Genomic DNA, 16,433 nt, shown 5'->3' on the forward strand with positions numbered 1-16,433 from the left:
ATGAAACATGATGAACGCTATTTTCTTCTACATCATAATCACAGTAAAAACATTTTGAAGACATATAGATCACACTCCTTTTATCCATAGTCTTTCAAAATGTTCTCTAATATCTCTATGTAATTTTATCCTTTTGCTCTAAAAAAAAAATAAATTTTAGGTACTTGTCTTAAACAAATTAAATGATTTATACGTATTCTATAATAAAGGAGACTTCAGCTCCTTAAGATCATAACTAAAGGAGGGAAATCATGTTTCCACCAAATCGATTTGGACCACCAAGACAAAGACCACCTTTCCCACCACCCAATAATGTAGGGCAGAATCCACAACAAAATCCCCTGAATTATTTTAAAAAGCCTGACGGACACTGGGACATCGATAAAATCTCAGGTTCAATTGGTCAAATGAACAAATTGGTAGGCCAAGTAAGTCCTATGGTTAAACAACTAAATGGATTCATGAAGAAACTTTAGAGATGGAGCTTATCGTTCCATCTTTTTTTTTTGGAAATCAAAAAAAAAAGGGAGCAATCGTTCGATTGCTCCCTTTTTTTAACTATTTAAATTTAGCACCAAGCTGCTCCAACAATAATTAGCAGAATGAATAGAACAACGATTAACGCAAATCCTCTACCTGCTCCGTAGCCAGCACCAGCAACGGGAGCAACGGGAGCACCGTAACCACATCCATAACCTGCTGCACCATAACCATATCCAAAGCCCATGAAAGTCACTCCTTTCTTATTTATGTTATTTCTGGTTTTTTAATTCATTTGTTTAGTATCCGTAACCAACGTAAGAAGCACCAATAATAATAAGGAGAATAAACAATACAACGACTAAAGCAAATCCTCCGCCATAACCTGCAGTTGCACCCATAATTTAACACCTCCATATGTGTTTGTTATACTGTATGTAAGAAGGGTGCTTTTCGATATAGGTAAACCCCCAACTTCTTTATTTTGGGCGATTAACTTATAAAGGAATTATCGGATTCATTCTAGAACTCTTATCATATACTTGATTTAAAGTTATAGAATGGAGGGAAAAGATTGAAGAAGTTTATTCCGTTAGGATATCTTGGATCAATTATCTTAATTTTAACTAGTATCATTTACTTTTTTGCAGGAAATTGGGCTACATTTTCTCGTATAGACAAAATCGGGTTATCGATTAGTGCTATGATGATTTTTTATCTTTTATCCGTTGTTGCCTCTAAATTCATTTCACATCATTCATTTTTAGGAAAGTGGTTTATTGTTACAGGAGCCATTACATTTGGGGTAAGTGTTGCATTAATTGGTCAAATATATAATTCTCATGCGGATAGCTACATACTCTTTGCAGTTTGGCTAATTCCAACATTTGCATTCGCACTTATTACACGTTATCTCCCTTTTTGGTTAATGAGTTATTTCTTATTTCATTTTACGTTCTGGTTTTATATGAATCCTTCATCCTACCGTATTGTACGATCGGATTTTCAGGAATGGAGATTATATTTCATATTAGCTCTTATTAATGTTTGCATATTTGCTTTGACATTTTTTCGGTTCTTCAATTACAAGTATATACGTTACTTAAGTTATATAACGACACATGCCTTTCTTATTGGGATTAGTTTTTTTGAACTGTTTAATCCTTATAGTGGTTGGACGAATCTCCTTTATATAGCCTTTACACTCGTTTCCTACTATTATTTTTCTTCCAAAAAAGTAGACAGAGGGTTAACGATTATCTTATTTATCATGGCGATTCTTTATGTAAACGTAAAACTAATTGAGTTGCCGTTTTTATTCGACCTTGGTTTTTTTGCGTATCAACTAAGTGGAATTTTCCTTTCAATTAGCTTAATTTTTGGTGGAATCTATTTGGCAAGAAAAATTACGGCCCAACATCAATCCACACCTACAAATCATGTTCTTAGAAGAATTTTGATTGTGATTGTGACGCTATTTGGTTCTGGAATGTTTGTTACAAGTTTTGGCGGAATTTTGTATATGATTACTGAAAATGAATATGCTTCAGTATTTCTAAGTCTCCTTTTTATCACACTAGGATTATTGCTTAAAAAGTTGGATCCAGCAGCAAGGCATACCTTATTGTTTATTGGTTTTTTCTCAGGCTTGGCCGAAGCAATATTCCTCTCCTTACCTGTAACTCTTCTATTCCTATTACTAGGAGTGGCTGTTACAGCCTCTATAAAAGATGGAATTGTTCGGTTTATCAGCTATACAACCGCGTTAGGTTGCAGTCTTTCTCTTGTATTAGGAGAATTTAATCTAACTGAATACTTGGATATTGTATTTTTGGGGTTCATCCTTCTAAATTCTGTTGTAGCATATCTGTTTAAAACAAATAAAGCTATTCATCGTATTGGATACTTTTACTTTTTAATTTTCTTATTATCATTAACGTTTTTAGAAAACGGGGTTTTATTAGAAGTTATATATAGTCTGACTTTCTTCTTAGTTACCACCTATCTAATTGTTTATTTTTCTAGAATAGACGAGAAAGCTATTGTTACGATGACAACTATCTTTTGGCTAGGATTCTTAGTTTTCACTTATTATGATTTTGTTTGGTCCCTTGTCCATAAGTCACTCTCGTTTTTCATTATTGGTCTAATCTTATTATTGGTGACAAGATTAATAGACCGTCATACCTATAACCATATATATGTAAAACACGCAATTCCATTTCCAAAGCAAAGCGTCTCAATCTTAATTATTATAATCCTTCAGATCGGACTCTTAGGTTATCAAATAGGCTCTAATGAATGGTTATTAAAGAATGGCAAGGTCATCACACTGAATCTCTCACCTATTGATCCAAGATCACTACTACAAGGTGATTATTTGAGACTTGGCTATGAAATTGCTGAACAAGATTCACTTATGATTGAGTCTGGAGCAAAACTTTATGTTTTATTAGAAAAGAATCAGGATGGAATTTATGAAAAGAAAAAGGTGATAACAGAAAGGATAGACCCAAAAAGCTATCCTCTAAATCAAAACGAGGCTCTTATTACAGGAAAATATAATGGATATGATACGATTATCTATGGAATTGAAAGTTATTTTGTTCAAGAAGGAACAGGCTTGGAAATTGAAAGAAATGCTAAAACCGCAAAAGTAATCGTATCTAAAAAAGGTGATGCTCTACTATTATCGGTTGAGTAGCAAAGAGCAAGACGTATGAGTTAACATAAAACTATTTTTTAAATGTTTGACTGTTTTCTCAAAGTTTGTTGATTAAGACCTAAAACATTCACCAAGCAGGCTGAATACACGTAGACTCCTGCGGGATCAGTGGCCAAAGTGAGACCCCACAGGAGCTGTGCGACGAGGAGGCTCACTGGTCACCCGCCGGACGCGGAGTGTATTCGGCCTGCGGCTTTTATAAGCAACAATTTAAACGAAAACAGCCATATCAAAAGGATAGCCTAATGGATGTTAAAACATAGTCCAATTGGCTATCCTTATGTATTTTACTTCTTTTTATTAATAAGTTTGCCTACTTCCTCATAAACGAGGATGGAGATAATTAGCATGATTAACCCTATTGCAAATCCCCCAAATACGTCAGTAGGGTAATGAGCATTTAAAACAATTCTACTTATCCCGATCAAAAAGATAATAGTTCCCATTGACCATCCAACAACTCTCTTAATCTTCTGATCTTTCATTCGTGCGATCAAATAATAAGCGATAAATCCGAAAAACATAATTCCGACCATTGCATGTCCACTTGGAAAGCTGTACCCTTCAGCATAAATTGATGGATCAATCAACGGTCGTTCTCTTCCAATTGATCCTTTCAAATATTTATTTAACTGATCTCCCCCTGCAGCTACGATGATTAAGATTGACATGCCCAAATAATCTCGATATTTCCACCAAATATAAAGGACAGCTAAAATTAAAACAGTAATAATGCCCCACTTTGAGCCGATATTAGTAAATATCGAAAAAAACGTAACGACAAATTCAGTTGATATACTTGATATTAGTTCTCCAATTACTTTATCAACTGAAATAACTTCCCCACTTTTTAGTTCATTTATGAAGAGCCACGTATAAATGACTACAAATACAGTAAGAGGTATAAGAAATAGAAACAACCTATTCCCCTGCGTATTCTCTGTTTTTTTTATCTCCACTCAATCACTCGCCCCTTTTTTTAAAAAAATTTTATTCATGCTCAGATTTTCATTTTACAATATATGTCCAACTTTTTTAACTATCTCATGCTATAATTAAAAATTATACAAATAGTTTGAATTTAATGAGGAGGTTGTTAAATGCAAGTAGATTTATTTGATTCATTAGAAGGATATTATGATGAAATGGTTAGTATAAGAAGACATTTGCATCAACATCCTGAACTATCATTTCAGGAATATAACACAGCAGCATTTATTGCTGAATATTATAGAAATCTAGGCATTGACGTTCGTACAAATGTTGGTGGTAATGGGGTTGTTGCCAAGGTTGTTGGTCGGAAACCCGGACCTACAGTTGCATTGAGAGCAGATTTTGATGCACTACCTATTCAAGATGAAAAAGAGGTTGAATATAAATCTAAAGTACCTGGAGTCATGCATGCGTGTGGACACGATGGCCATACTGCTGCTTTACTTGTCCTAGGCAAGGTCTTACACGAAATGAAAGATGAACTTGAGGGTTCAATTGTTTTAATTCATCAACATGCAGAAGAATTCGGACCTGGTGGAGCAATTAGTATGATTGAGGATGGTTGCCTTGAGGGTGTAGATGTTATATTTGGCACCCATTTATGGGCAAGCGAACCAACTGGGACCATCCAATACCGTGTAGGACCTATAATGGCAGCCGCAGACCGTTTTGATATTACCATTCAAGGGTCTGGCGGACATGGTGCACAGCCCCATAAAACAAAAGATGCAGTCGTTACTGCATCTCAACTTGTCGTAAATTTACAGCAAATTGTAAGCAGAAAGGTAGACCCTACAAAGTCTGCAGTTCTATCTGTTGCTTCATTTATTGCTCAAAACGCATTTAACGTTATTGCCGATTCTGCCCAATTAGGCGGTACTGTCCGAACATTTGATGAAGAAGTTAGAAGTCAAGTTGAAACTGAAATGGAACGAGTGATTAAGGGAACTTGCATCACTTCAGATTCATCCTACACATATACGTTTACTCGCGGATATCCAGCCGTTGTAAATCATAAGCAAGAAACACAATTTTTAACTGAAATTGCTAATAGTATCCCTGGAGTAAAGGTGGTTGAGGAAGCAGAACCTCAAATGGGTGGTGAGGATTTCGCCTATTATTTACAGCATGTCAAGGGGACATTCTTCTTCACTGGAGCAAAACCACAAGGTGTTGAAAACCCATATCCCCATCATCATCCTAAATTTGATTTCGATGAAAAAGCTTTACTGATTTCCTCAAAAACACTCGGCTCAGCCGCTTTAGGTTTTTTGAAAAATAATAAGACTACGGTTGAAACAGCACAGTAATTTAATTAGAGAAGGTAGTATAAGCAGGCTGAATACACTTAGACTCCTGCGGGACCAGTGGCCAAAGTGAGACCCCGCAGGAGCTTTAGCGACGAGGAGGCTCACTGGTCACCCGCCGGACGCGGAGTGTATTCAGCCTGCGCTTTAAAAAAGCAACACTGTATACAAAAACAACCTTTCATAAAGATGACTTCAGAATTGTTTATGAAGTCATCTTTATTAGCCTTAAATGATAGCAATTTATAGCCGTCTCACCTAAATGATCAAGTAAATTATAGTTAGCATATGCACCAACAATCGCCCCAAATCCAGGTACTAATTGCAGCATTTTAATTAAATCTATATAGTCCCGATATTCCTGCTGGAACACTCGCCAATCAATCTCCACTAATTCTTCCTTAACTATGTCCCATTGCTCAATCTCCTTTAGGGTATCGATTCGATGTTGATCACTTGAAAAGGCTAACTGAAAAATATAGAGGATGAATAACCTTTCCTCGTATTTCTTCGTATCAAACCCATAGATTGAAGCTACCTCAAATAAAAACTTCATTTTAATTGATAATAGTAAAGGGAAATCTGCCATTCCTAAAAATATGCCACCTGCACCAGTTCCTGCTCCCTCAACTGCAGCAGTTCGTTTATAAGTATTTAGTACCTGCCGTACAAGAATGTCTTTCTCTTCAAGGGTTGGTGGGATTTCTTTTGCTTTTGTTGTGTATTCGGATCCAACTAGAGTAGCCTCAACCATTTTTTTTATACTCTCTGTCAGGATATTATGGAATTTTTGGGGGATTTTATCATTCACTTTTGTTTGAACTTTTTTAGAAAACCGATTAATAAAGGACGATTTCGCTGTTAACCTTCTTCTCCAATGAAATAAATCATCTCTTATCTTTTCTTCATAATTCATTCATTCACCCCCCTATACCCGTTCTTAACAATAGACTGAAATAACCAATCATAAAAGGGAAATCCACTTATTCATATTACGAGTAAGTAGGACTTCCCATGAACATTTACTATTAACCAATCTTCTTTAGCCTTGCTTTCACATAAAAGTGAACAAATAAATAGGTAAAAATCGTCCCAAAAATTAACAAGTAAAGAGCAAATATAAATTGTCCGGAGAACAAAATAAATAGACAAAATAATAGTACTTGTATAAACAAAATCGTGCTTAAAAGCTGAAGGAATGACTTGGTTCGCTTAATAATTGTAATGGGATATAAATCCAACCATACCTTAAGGTGATGATGTCTCCAAAGCGTAATAAGTTGATATCCTGTTAAGTATAGGAACAATAACCCAATAAATATCTTCCCATAGTCCATTGGGAGAAAATATAATGCAATCCCTCCAATGATGGTTAAGCGAATATACATTCCAAAATAGTCACTTGAGCGAATGAAAGTACGGAGATATAAATAGTTAAACGTCTTTTCCTGTGAATACGGAGAAAGTGCAATTAACCAATTCAACCATTTACGCTTTTTAACTCGTTCCTTTAATTTCGGTACATCTGTAAATAAATTAGCTAGGCGGTAAAAGGTAAGCATTCGTTTGGACTCGAGTTCAATTAATACATCCCATTTAAGCCCTTTTTGTTTTCTATCTTTATAAAAGTATGTCAGCAGAAATAACATTATCACGATCATAGCAATCGTATAGAAGATTGATGCTGTAGTAAACAGAAAATAACATAATGCTAAATTCACAAAGAAACGAATGATCCTGTCTGTAACCTTCGACAATACATCATGTGAATACTGAAGATTCCACGTCATAAGTAAATTCCACAACTTACTCATGAGGACGATCACAAAGATCATACTTAAATGTGCAAAGCTTTGATTTGTTGCACTTAAATACAAAGGAGCAATAACCGCAAATAATAGTAACAATATGTATCCTTGAAAAATTGCACTCCACACAAAGGATTTTTGAAAGTAGTCATCTAATCTCTTTTCAACGGGTAACAAAAAGACTAAGTCTGGTTCTTTTAATAGTGTTTGTACAGATCCACGCGTTAAAAAAAATGCTAATACGATTGCAATGATAAAAGAATACGGAACATTTTGTGGAAGATCTTCCAACCAGCGGTTATAGTAATATGCTGCCCCACCAGTAAAAAAGATCAGGGCAATTAGAAGGTGATCATTTAGCATATAACGCAAGTATCTTCTAATTTCAGTTGTATATTGACTGTACCTTTTTTTCCAAAGCTCCTTCGTATTAATCATTGCTATCTTCCTTTGTTAATTCTAAGTATAAGTCATCTAATGTGGCTTTAGACATGCTAAATTGGGCCCTTAAATCCTCTAATGTACCTTTTGCCTTCACCTGACCATTATGTAAGATAATAAACGAGTCACAATAACGTTCAGCTGTAGCAAGTATATGGGTAGACATTAGAATGCCTGCTCCGTTTTGTTTCATACGATTCATTAACTCTAAAAGTGATTGAATGCCTAAAGGATCTAACCCAACAAAAGGTTCATCAATTATATAAAGTGATGGTTCAACTAAAAAAGCACACATAATCATAACTTTCTGTTTCATCCCTTTTGAAAAATGTGCTGGGAAAAATTTCAGTTTCTTTTCCATTCGAAATTCTTTCAGCAAGGGAGGTAATCTCTTTTCAAACTCAACTTTACTTAGTCCATAAGCCATAGCTGTAAGCTCCAAATGCTCATGGAGTGTCAATTCATCATATAAAATCGGCGTTTCAGGAATGAAACTAAACTGAGAACGATACAATTCTAGATCTTCTTGTATGCTTTTGCCATTAATTTTTATTGTTCCTTTTTTCGGTTCCATCAAGCCAATAATATGTTTGATGGTTGTACTTTTTCCGGCTCCATTTAACCCAATTAAACCTACTATTTCATTCTTATTAACATGAAAGGATACATCCTTTAGCACAGGATTTCGTGTATATCCTCCGGTTATTTTTTCAATTTCTAATAGTCTCATGACATTATTATCCTTCCTAATCATTTGACATCATTTTTTACTGGGAACGATTTCCCTTCTCACCTCTCTTAATGATAACAAATAATAGAAAAATTACATAGTTAAACTATTGTCGAAAATCCTGAATATCTTACGTAGATATGGGTATTCTAAACTTTGAAGAGGGAAAGGCTTAATCAATACCTTCTTTACAAAAGTTGAAAATGAGGTGTCTGCTAAAGACAATTTCCTTATTAGACAAGGGTAAAAGAATGGTATGGGGGATGATGGTATTGAATAATTTAAATGTGAGTGACTATTAAGAAAATATTTTAAGCAATAACCAATTAACGAAATGAGGTGTCTACGGGCCATAATTTATTTGGAACCCGAATAGATATTTAATATCTCCATCATTTTGTGAATGAGGTGTTTGTTAAAGACTATTTTCTAGCTATATAAGTTGTGAAACTTATGATTCCTTTAAGAGGAGATGGTCCGATTGGACAATTGTTCAAACTCACAAAGTAAGTACTTCCATTTTTAATTCACATTAAAGATGAGGTGTTTATCAAAGATTATTCTTTTGAATTTATCCAGTAACCTTTACCCATCTTCATTGAACAGGGTGCATCCTAGCGATTGCACCCTGTTCTTTTTTACTTATGTTTTTTTGCGATGATCTAATATGATAAAATGAAATAAAAAATTCGGTTAATGGAGGATACTAATATGAGTGATTGTATTTTTTGTAAAATTATTGACGGAGAAATCCCTTGTTCAAAAGTATATGAAGATGAAAATGTCTTAGCTTTTCTAGATATTAGTCAAGTTACAAAAGGACATACTCTCGTAATACCAAAAGTACATAAGAAAGATATCTTTGAACTTTCACCAGATTTATCAAGCCAGATTTTTTCAGTAGTGCCTAAAATTGCAGAAGCAATCAAGAAGGAATTTGAACCTATTGGGCTAAATCTACTTAACAATAATGGTGAGGATGCTGGGCAGTCTGTATTTCATTACCATGTTCACATCATTCCAAGGTATGGAAAAGGTGATGGTTTTGGTGCTGTATGGAAGACACACGCTGATCAATATACATCACAGGAACTGCAAAAGATTGCAGAATCAATCTCCTCTAATTTATAATTAACTGAATTTCAAACCGAGAGGCTATCCCTGAAGAGCTTGATTATCAAAGGATCAGCCTCTTTTTTATATCACTTTATTAAATAATTCGAAAACTTTACTAAATTCACTCTTTTTTCTTTAATATTTCATGTTAAAATAAATCAAACTTTGTTATTTAAAACTATGTTTTAATTTTTCACTTCACCAAATTAGCGTAATACAGGAGGTAGTAAAATGAAGCGTGTTCACAATTTTAATGCAGGTCCAGCTGCGCTTCCATTTGATGTGTTAAAAAGAGCTCAAGAGGAATTTATTAATTTCAAAGACTCTGGAATGGCATTAATGGAATTAAGTCACCGAAGCAAGGAATATGATCAAGTTCACGAAAAAGCAATTGCAGATTTAAAAGAGTTATATCATATTCCAAATGATTATGAGGTTCTGTTTCTTCAAGGTGGTGCAAGTTTACAATTTGCAATGATCCCTATGAATTTTCTTTCTTCAGAAAAAGTAGGTAATTACAGTTTGACTGGATCATGGTCTGAAAAAGCTCTAGCAGAAGCAGAAAAGCTTGGAAAAACCGCGATTATCTCTTCAAGTAAGGAGTCAAAATATAATTATATTCCAAATATCAATGAACTGATTCCAACAGATGATGCAGCATATGTTCATATCACATCAAACAACACAATTTATGGAACACAATGGGCTGAATATCCTGATCTAGGAGATATCCCTTTAATTGCAGATATGTCTAGTGATATTTTAAGTAAAGAAATCGATATTAGTAAATTCAGCATGATTTATGCTGGTGCCCAAAAAAACCTAGGTCCTTCAGGTGTGACTGTTGTGATTGTTAAAAAGGATTTGCTCAAAGATATTCCAAGTAGTATCCCAACTCTTTTAAACTATCAAACACATGTAAAAAATAATTCTCTTTACAATACACCGCCTACATTCTCAATCTATATTTTATCACTTGTACTAGATTGGGTTAGAGCTCAGGGTGGTGTATCTGCGATTGAAAAAATTAATCATGAAAAAGCTAGTCTCATTTACAACTGCTTAGATGAATCAAACGGATTTTATACTCCACACGCACAAGTTGGAAGTCGCTCAAATATGAACGTTACTTTTACACTTCCTTCTGAGGAATTAACGAAGGATTTCCTTGCACAAGCTAAAGAACTGGGATTCGTTGGTCTTGCTGGTCATCGTTCAATAGGTGGATGCAGAGCTTCAATTTATAATGCCGTACCGATTGAATCTTGTGAAGCACTTGTTGCATTTATGAACGATTTTAAAACAAAATATTAACAGAAAATTTCGCTATTCATTTTATACACAGTTTGTTATACTTAAATTGTAATTTTCTCGCTATAGGTCATAGGACACTATGGGAGGAAAAAGCATAGACAAGATGAGGAGAGATGAGAAATGAATACAAAAGTGCTAGTGTTATTATCATTATTAATTGGGATGGGTGCAGTTTTACACTCTGTAATTCCAGGAGTTTTTGGTGGAATGAAGCCAGATTTGATGTTAACAATGATGTTTTTAGGGATTATGTTGTTCCCTAATAAGAAAAATGTTCTATTACTATCAATTGTTGCTGGATTAATTTCTGCATTAACTACACAATTTCCTGGAGGTCAACTTCCAAATATTATTGATAAGCTGATTACTGCCTTTGTGTTTTATGGATTATTTTTGTTAGTAGGTAAGTTTGCTAAGTCAACTATGGGAGCAATTGTGATTGCTACTATCGGGACGATGATTTCTGGTGTTATCTTTTTATCATCAGCTTTATTAATTGCTGGTTTACCTGGTTCTGCAACATTCGTTGGTTTATTTATCGGTGTCGTTCTACCGACGACAGCATTAAGTGCCATTGCAATGTTAATTATTTATCCAATTGCACAACAATTAATTAAGCGAGCGAACCTTCCTATTCAAGCTTAACACTCTTATTTTAAGGGGCTATCCCATTGGTGCTTGGCACTCTGATGTGGGATAGCCCTTTTTCAATGTGAAAATATATATAAAACAATGGCTACGACCAATACACCTGCTCCAATTGCAGCAAACCCCATTGCCTTTTGGATGAGTATTCTTTTGGGCGGATAAGCACCAGCCCTTTTCGAAAGCAACAAATAATTAAATGCTCCCAAAAACAATAATAAACTTATAACAAAAAAACCAAATATCACACCAACCAAATCTCTCACCCCTTTATATATATTTATGCGTAAAAGCTCGCTCCTATGAGAATACGTATGAATATTGATAGCAATCACGTTTAAGATCACTGTCCGAAGGAAAAGTTATTGTAAAAAGAGGAATTTATAAACAATTGGCGAATTCTGGATTCATACAATTAGAAGCTTATATGATTCCTTCAAAATAACGAAAGGAGTGATTAGGATGGCAAATCGAAAAGCATTACTACTTGGAGTTCTTATTGGAGGTACAGTTGGGAGTGTTTCTACGCTTCTTACAACATCAATGTCAGGTAAAGAATTAAGAAAAAAAATAAAAAGGAATAATATTATTATAGGAAATCATTACTCTTCAATTAAAGCTAATGGATTAAATTTAGTAAATGATTTAAAGAAGGCAACTAAATACTCCACTCAGGAATTAGGACTACTGGCTGACGAAATAAAAACATCGATACTAAAATGGGAAGAAAGTACTAAAAATTCTAGAGATCGCATACAAAAAGAACTTTCAGAAATTGAAGATTCTTTAAAAAGCCTAGAAAAAGCGGTCAAACAGAAGTAGTTTTTATTCATTTTTAGGCGTGTTTATATTTTTATTTAAAAATTTAGTAAATTTAGTCTTTATTAATTTTTACTTTATTGGCATAATAGTAATAATAGAATGATATAAGAAGGTGTAATGATGAAACAGGATGAAAAATACTACTCTATTAAAGAAGCCATGCTTTTCAGCCAACGTATGGCACAACTAAGCAAAGCACTTTGGAAATCAATTGAAAAGGATTGGCAGCAATGGATTAAGCCTTTTGACTTGAATATCAATGAGCATCATATTTTATGGATTGCTTATCACCTGCAGGGTGCTTCCATCTCCGAGATTGCCAAATTTGGAGTAATGCATGTTTCAACAGCATTTAATTTTTCAAAAAAATTAGAAGAAAGAAATCTTTTACAGTTTTCGAAAAAAGAAAATGATAAAAGAAATACTTACATCGAATTGACTCCACAAGGAGAAGCCATCTTGTTAGAATTAATGGAAAACTATGATCCTAGTAAGAATGCAATTTTTAATGGCGCACTCCCTCTTCACAATTTATATGGGAAATTTCCTGATATCATTGAGATGATGTGCATTATACGTAACATTTATGGTGATGACTTCATGGATATATTTGAAAGGTCTTTTAATAATATTGAAGAAGAATTTATTGAAATCGATGGTAGACTTTATAAAAGAGTGAATGACCAAGAAGTAAGCAAAGTGGTAACTAAGTAATCAATCATTCTCTTTCAATAAATCATAAAACTCTGTCATTACCGGAACAAACAAACCTTGTTTTAATAGAGCTTCGATTGTATTTTTTATATTCAGTTTAGGATTAAGTAACCCAGCAAATTGTGTAAGAAGCGGAGAGAAGATCACCAGACCTTCCGCTTTTTGCTTTTTATACTCTATGCTCATCAATTCACATAGGTTTAACAGGTCATTTACCTCATTCTCTTGTAAATTAGATTCAACTATCAATTTATAAAAGTTGACTTTTTCTTTATCTAAAAGTTGGAGTAAAAGTTTTTGATAATATTCCAGTCGGTTAACTCTTGCTTCTAAGGATTCCATTTCAGTTTTTTCTCCTTCTATTTTCGTTTCTTCTGCATATAAAATATTTTAACCCACCTGTTTTATAGTCGCAACATTATCAAAGGTTGAATTATATAGGCTGACTTAGAATGTTGACTTTTTTCATCAAAAAAAAGAGAATTCGACACTTAGATAATGTTACCTAATTACTATTGATTTTTAACACAAAAAATCGTAAAGTAGGTAAATGAGTTTGATTAACTATTCTCTTTCTCGGAAGGTGATTTTATGACTTGCTGGAAAACCATTAATCTCTCGAGAGAATATGGGTTTCACCGCATAGTAATTGTTTCGTTTCTTACAATGCTAATGACGTTTATTTTACTTTATCTGCCCTTAAATTTAGTTTACTCCAATATTCCATTAACCGAAGATGGCCTTGTACTATTTGTACTGACTTTGTTAGTCATTTTCCCTATTCATAAGTTATTACATTCATTCCCATTGATTATACTTAGAAAACAAGTCAAAATTACTATAGAACGTACTATTTTTATGTTACCCGTTATCTCTGTACGTCCTAAGTGTTTACTATCTAAGCCTTTGATTATGCTTGTATTAATTACACCATTTGTAAGTGTGACGGGATTCATGCTCTATGGATGTGCACTTTTTCCACAATACATTCATTATTTCACCATTATCATAGCTGTTCACCTTGGAATTTGCGTGTCTGATTTTATCCTTCTAAAACAATTATTCAAAGCTCCTCGAGCCTGTATTGTTGAAGAAATCGATAATGGTTATGATGTTTTAATAAACAACTAGTTATATAGCCTAATATAACTTTTTACAAATTTTTATACACTTTTCATTAAATCTTTGTTAATGTTAATATATATTATGTAAGTTTAGGAGGGGTCTCATGATGATGGTTTTATATATTCCATTTGCTGTTTTTATTCTATTTAAAATTAATGATATGACTAATAAACTCTGCATACAAAAAGAGATTCCCGAAGATCGCCAACATAAAGTTTTTCGAACGATTAACATCTTAATTACAATACTGCTCATATCTTCCTATGTAGAGATCCTATTTGCGTAATAAGAAAAGCGCAAGGCGCCCGTTTATCGGCGACAGGCATAAGACAAGCCAGCTTGACGGTTGCTTTTTAACCTTCTTGACGGCTTGTCTTATGACCCAGAGCTGATGGCGCCTGGAGCTAGACACTAAAACTAAGTAAGAAATTTGGCATACTTTATTACCTTTCAAAAAAAAGTGGCGATAAATTATCGCCACTTTTTGTTTACTCATTTTTCTATATTAAATTACTATGCCCAAGAAGCACCAATGATAATTAGTAAAATAAACAATACTACAACTAATGCAAACCCGCTTCCATGTGTAAATGTTGACATAAAATACAACTCCCCTTTATTTTTATATTCTTATGGTCTTTATTTGTCATTATGCTTTATATTAGGCCAAAGAAGCACCTACAATAATCAATAAAATAAACAACACAACGATTAACGCGAATCCACCATTAAAACCAGTGTGACTCATAATAACACCTCCTCTTTGAGTTGTTACTTTATCCTATGCACTTACCATGAAAATGTCATGGGCATGCGCCCTTACCCTTCAATTTAGGCTTGTTCGGATCTTTTAGTCTGTTTCCTAAGTTAAATAGCAAACAAAGTTTCCAAAAACAGCTAAATAAATAAATCATTAGCTTTCAATCTAAAGGGAAAATATGATATAGTATTTCATGTGGCTTTTTCCAATAAACTTACATAGTAGGAGATGTATCTAAATGAAGAAATTCGTGATTGCGCTAACAACTACAGCTAGCCTACTCGCACTAAGTGCTTGTAATAATTCAGCTGATAATTCTGATGTAATTGCTGAAACGAGTGCTGGTAATATTACAAAGGAAGAGTTCTATACTTCCATGAAAACACAGGTCGGTAGTGAAATCTTGAAAGATATGATCTATGTTAAAGCATTAGATGAAAAGTACGAAGTGACAAAAGAAGAGTTAGACAAGCAATATGAAACAATTAAAACAAGCTATGGTCCACAATTTGATGCAATTGTTGAACAACGTGGAGAAGAAGCAATCCGAGAATTAATTCGTACTGATTTACTAAAGCAAAAAGCTGCTAAAGCATCAATTACCGAAATTGTAAAAGCTAGTCATATTTTAGTTGAAGACGAAGCTACTGCAAAAGAAGTACTAGCTAAGTTAGAAGAAGGAAAAACGTTTGAAGAGCTTGCAGCTGAATACTCTTCAGATGGATCTGCTGCTCAAGGTGGAGAATTAGGATGGTTCCCAAAAGGACAAATGGTACCAGAATTTGAAGAAGCAGCATTTACTTTAGGTAAAGGTGAAGTAAGTGAACCTGTTAAATCACAATTTGGATATCATATTATTAAAGTTACTGAAACAAAAGAAGACTTTGACAAATTAAGTGACGAAGAAAAAGATACAATCATCGGTACGATTCTTCAACAAAATACAGCATTACTACAAACAGCACTTGATGAAGCAATAACTGATGTAGAAATTGAAATAAAAGATAAGGATTTAGAAGGTATCTTTGATACTGCAACTGATACTGCAACAGATACCAAATAAATTCTATATACTAAACGATACTAACTGTACGTTATAAAAAGGCTGTCCCATTCAATGTGCTAAGCACTTATGGGACAGCCTTTATGTTTGTGTAATCTGTGTTACATTGTTTCTACTTTTTTAATTTCAGATTTTCTAAGTTCCTTTTCATTATTTATTCTGTCAATATAGACTTGTCCTTCACGTTCAATAAAAGAATCTTCAACCTGCTTCTCTTCTTTTGAAGTTCTGACGATCATATAAGCACTAAAAACAATTCCTACAAGAGCTAAATAAATCCACCATGGAGTTGTAAATAACATGAACAACTACCTCCTTGTCCCATTCGTTTTTACTACTATATGACCTGAATCTCTCTCTTATAACTACTTTTTCCTTATAATAGATCCA

At 33.9% G+C, this 16,433-nt stretch carries 22 protein-coding genes; 11 read left to right on the forward strand and 11 right to left on the reverse strand.

Annotation, left to right across the window (positions count from 1 at the left end):
* Positions 1-251 precede the first annotated feature (251 nt).
* Positions 252-476, forward strand: coding sequence for a YppG family protein (locus tag BLQ56_RS12340; RefSeq protein WP_090854533.1), 225 nt, complete (start codon positions 252-254; stop codon positions 474-476).
* Between the two features lie 92 nt (positions 477-568).
* Here the strand turns inward: BLQ56_RS12340 and BLQ56_RS12345 are convergent, their stop codons facing one another.
* Entirely contained in the window at positions 569-727 is a 159-nt protein-coding gene (locus BLQ56_RS12345) for a YjcZ family sporulation protein (RefSeq protein ID WP_090854537.1), read from the reverse strand.
* A 52-nt stretch (positions 728-779) separates the two neighbouring features.
* Positions 780-881 (reverse strand): YjcZ family sporulation protein, encoded by a 102-nt coding sequence (locus BLQ56_RS12350; RefSeq protein ID WP_090854540.1) that lies wholly within the window; start codon positions 879-881, stop codon positions 780-782.
* 173 nt (positions 882-1,054) lie between these two features.
* Here BLQ56_RS12350 and BLQ56_RS12355 point away from each other — a divergent pair, with 173 nt between their 5' ends.
* Entirely contained in the window at positions 1,055-3,184 is a 2,130-nt protein-coding gene (locus tag BLQ56_RS12355; protein ID WP_090854543.1) for a GDYXXLXY domain-containing protein, read from the forward strand.
* Between the two features lie 308 nt (positions 3,185-3,492).
* Here BLQ56_RS12355 and BLQ56_RS12360 read toward each other — a convergent pair whose 3' ends face one another.
* Entirely contained in the window at positions 3,493-4,164 is a 672-nt protein-coding gene (locus BLQ56_RS12360) for a phosphatase PAP2 family protein (protein WP_139163091.1), read from the reverse strand.
* Positions 4,165-4,305: 141 nt separating this feature from the next.
* Between BLQ56_RS12360 and BLQ56_RS12365 the strand changes: the two genes are divergently transcribed.
* Positions 4,306-5,508, forward strand: a complete 1,203-nt coding sequence (locus BLQ56_RS12365) for a M20 family metallopeptidase (RefSeq protein ID WP_090854549.1) — start codon at positions 4,306-4,308, stop codon at positions 5,506-5,508.
* 202 nt (positions 5,509-5,710) lie between these two features.
* On the opposite strand, the gene BLQ56_RS12370 is transcribed toward BLQ56_RS12365, so the two are convergent.
* The 3 genes from BLQ56_RS12370 to BLQ56_RS12380 all read right to left on the reverse strand — a co-directional run bounded on the left by BLQ56_RS12370 (position 5,711) and on the right by BLQ56_RS12380 (position 8,484).
* A complete protein-coding gene (locus BLQ56_RS12370; RefSeq protein WP_090854551.1) occupies positions 5,711-6,421 on the reverse strand; it encodes an EcsC family protein in 711 nt (236 codons plus the stop codon).
* Positions 6,422-6,533: 112 nt separating this feature from the next.
* Positions 6,534-7,751 (reverse strand): ABC transporter permease, encoded by a 1,218-nt coding sequence (locus tag BLQ56_RS12375; RefSeq protein ID WP_090854554.1) that lies wholly within the window; start codon positions 7,749-7,751, stop codon positions 6,534-6,536.
* A complete protein-coding gene (locus BLQ56_RS12380) occupies positions 7,744-8,484 on the reverse strand; it encodes an ABC transporter ATP-binding protein (RefSeq protein WP_090854557.1) in 741 nt (246 codons plus the stop codon). The genes BLQ56_RS12375 and BLQ56_RS12380 overlap by 8 nt, the downstream gene beginning before the upstream one ends.
* Before the next feature lie 711 nt (positions 8,485-9,195).
* Between BLQ56_RS12380 and BLQ56_RS12385 the strand changes: the two genes are divergently transcribed.
* The 3 genes from BLQ56_RS12385 (at position 9,196) to BLQ56_RS12395 (ending at position 11,559) form a co-directional block, all read left to right on the forward strand.
* Positions 9,196-9,615 carry an HIT family protein gene (locus BLQ56_RS12385; RefSeq protein ID WP_090854560.1) on the forward strand — a complete coding sequence of 140 codons (420 nt, stop codon included), beginning with the start codon at positions 9,196-9,198 and terminating at the stop codon, positions 9,613-9,615.
* Positions 9,616-9,831: 216 nt separating this feature from the next.
* Positions 9,832-10,914, forward strand: a complete 1,083-nt coding sequence (gene serC, locus BLQ56_RS12390) for a 3-phosphoserine/phosphohydroxythreonine transaminase (protein WP_090854563.1) — start codon at positions 9,832-9,834, stop codon at positions 10,912-10,914.
* A 120-nt stretch (positions 10,915-11,034) separates the two neighbouring features.
* Positions 11,035-11,559, forward strand: coding sequence for a tryptophan transporter (locus BLQ56_RS12395; RefSeq protein WP_090854566.1), 525 nt, complete (start codon positions 11,035-11,037; stop codon positions 11,557-11,559).
* Between the two features lie 62 nt (positions 11,560-11,621).
* On the opposite strand, the gene yhzF is transcribed toward BLQ56_RS12395, so the two are convergent.
* Positions 11,622-11,807, reverse strand: a complete 186-nt coding sequence (yhzF, locus tag BLQ56_RS12400; RefSeq protein WP_476638777.1) for a membrane protein YhzF — start codon at positions 11,805-11,807, stop codon at positions 11,622-11,624.
* Positions 11,808-12,021: 214 nt separating this feature from the next.
* On the opposite strand from yhzF, the gene BLQ56_RS12405 reads away from it, so the two are divergent.
* Both BLQ56_RS12405 and BLQ56_RS12410 read left to right on the forward strand, forming a co-directional pair.
* Positions 12,022-12,381, forward strand: coding sequence for a YtxH domain-containing protein (locus BLQ56_RS12405; RefSeq protein WP_090854572.1), 360 nt, complete (start codon positions 12,022-12,024; stop codon positions 12,379-12,381).
* A gap of 120 nt (positions 12,382-12,501) precedes the next feature.
* Positions 12,502-13,095: an HTH-type transcriptional regulator Hpr gene (locus BLQ56_RS12410; RefSeq protein ID WP_090854575.1), complete on the forward strand. Its 594-nt coding sequence runs from the start codon at positions 12,502-12,504 to the stop codon at positions 13,093-13,095.
* Here the strand turns inward: BLQ56_RS12410 and BLQ56_RS12415 are convergent, their stop codons facing one another.
* Positions 13,096-13,437, reverse strand: coding sequence for a DUF1878 family protein (locus BLQ56_RS12415; RefSeq protein ID WP_090854577.1), 342 nt, complete (start codon positions 13,435-13,437; stop codon positions 13,096-13,098).
* 249 nt (positions 13,438-13,686) lie between these two features.
* Between BLQ56_RS12415 and BLQ56_RS12420 the strand changes: the two genes are divergently transcribed.
* A complete protein-coding gene (locus BLQ56_RS12420; protein WP_090854579.1) occupies positions 13,687-14,226 on the forward strand; it encodes a DUF3267 domain-containing protein in 540 nt (179 codons plus the stop codon).
* A gap of 100 nt (positions 14,227-14,326) precedes the next feature.
* Positions 14,327-14,506 (forward strand): hypothetical protein, encoded by a 180-nt coding sequence (locus BLQ56_RS12425; protein WP_090854581.1) that lies wholly within the window; start codon positions 14,327-14,329, stop codon positions 14,504-14,506.
* 227 nt (positions 14,507-14,733) lie between these two features.
* On the opposite strand, the gene BLQ56_RS12430 is transcribed toward BLQ56_RS12425, so the two are convergent.
* On the reverse strand, positions 14,734-14,820 hold the full coding sequence (locus BLQ56_RS12430) for a YjcZ family sporulation protein (RefSeq protein ID WP_090854583.1): 87 nt from the start codon (positions 14,818-14,820) through the stop codon (positions 14,734-14,736).
* Between the two features lie 61 nt (positions 14,821-14,881).
* The gene (locus BLQ56_RS12435; RefSeq protein WP_090854586.1) at positions 14,882-14,968 is read right to left on the reverse strand and encodes a YjcZ family sporulation protein; all 87 of its coding nucleotides are present in this window, start codon (positions 14,966-14,968) and stop codon (positions 14,882-14,884) included.
* A gap of 250 nt (positions 14,969-15,218) precedes the next feature.
* Here BLQ56_RS12435 and BLQ56_RS12440 point away from each other — a divergent pair, with 250 nt between their 5' ends.
* The gene (locus BLQ56_RS12440; RefSeq protein WP_090854588.1) at positions 15,219-16,043 is read left to right on the forward strand and encodes a peptidylprolyl isomerase; all 825 of its coding nucleotides are present in this window, start codon (positions 15,219-15,221) and stop codon (positions 16,041-16,043) included.
* Positions 16,044-16,144: 101 nt separating this feature from the next.
* On the opposite strand, the gene BLQ56_RS12445 is transcribed toward BLQ56_RS12440, so the two are convergent.
* Positions 16,145-16,345 carry a sporulation YhaL family protein gene (locus BLQ56_RS12445; RefSeq protein WP_090854591.1) on the reverse strand — a complete coding sequence of 67 codons (201 nt, stop codon included), beginning with the start codon at positions 16,343-16,345 and terminating at the stop codon, positions 16,145-16,147.
* Positions 16,346-16,433 lie beyond the last annotated feature (88 nt).

It is taken from the genome of Litchfieldia salsa, from assembly GCF_900104555.1.
Taxonomy (GTDB): Bacteria; Bacillota; Bacilli; order Bacillales; family Bacillaceae_L; genus Litchfieldia; species Litchfieldia salsa.